Origin of the sequence: Pseudomonas sp. CCNWLW23 (assembly GCF_037095675.1) — a bacterium.
GTDB lineage: Bacteria > Pseudomonadota > Gammaproteobacteria > Pseudomonadales > Pseudomonadaceae > Aquipseudomonas > Aquipseudomonas atacamensis.
In genome coordinates, this window is sequence record NZ_JBAWKM010000058.1 from 1 (window position 1) to 727 (window position 727).

Annotated in this window: 1 protein-coding gene; it reads right to left on the reverse strand. The window is 60.5% G+C overall.

Going from position 1 to position 727, the window contains the following annotated elements:
• Positions 1-727, reverse strand: a 727-nt coding sequence (locus V8J63_RS27685) for an immunoglobulin-like domain-containing protein (protein WP_336464966.1), incomplete at both ends; no start/stop codon positions are given.

Consider the following 727-nt stretch of genomic DNA (forward strand, 5'->3'; position numbering starts at 1 on the left):
GGTTTCGCCAGCCTTGATGGTGATCACGGCACCGTTCGACAGGGTCACGATCACTGGCGAGCCAGCGGCGTTGGTCAGTGTAGCGGTGTAAACAATCGAACCACCTTCGGCCACAGAACCGGTCGCACTCAGCGAAAGGTTGGTGGTGTCGGTAACGTCGGTGACAGAAGTCGAAACTGGAGTTTTGTCCGCCACCAGATCTTCGAAATTGCCGCCAGTTACGCCAGTGATCGAATTGGTGATCGGCGCATTACCGACCAACGCGTCGTTCGCAGCAACAGCGGTTGCAGTGCCAGTAGTCTGACCGACGCCGATGGTGATGGTCTGACCGTTGGCCAGAGTCACGACCACAGGCGAGCCGGTGACTGGCGCGCCGACGGTGGCGGTGTAAGTCACGGTGCCGCCTTCGGCCACCGACGTATCGGCGGTCAGTTTGACGGTCGAAGTATCGATGGTGTCGGTGACTTGGGTGATCGCTGGCGTGGTGCTCGGCACGAGATTTTCGAAGTTACCACCGGTGGCGCTGGTGATCGTGGCCTGAACAGAGCCGGCGTCTTTGTAGACGTCATCGGAAGGTGCCGGAACAGTTGCGGTGCCGGTGGTTTCGCCAGCCTTGATGGTGATCACAGCGCCGTTCGACAAGGTCACGGTCACTGGCGAGCCAGCGGCGTTGGTCAAGGTCGCGGTGTAGGTGATCTGGCCACCTTCAGCCACCGAGTTGCTGGCG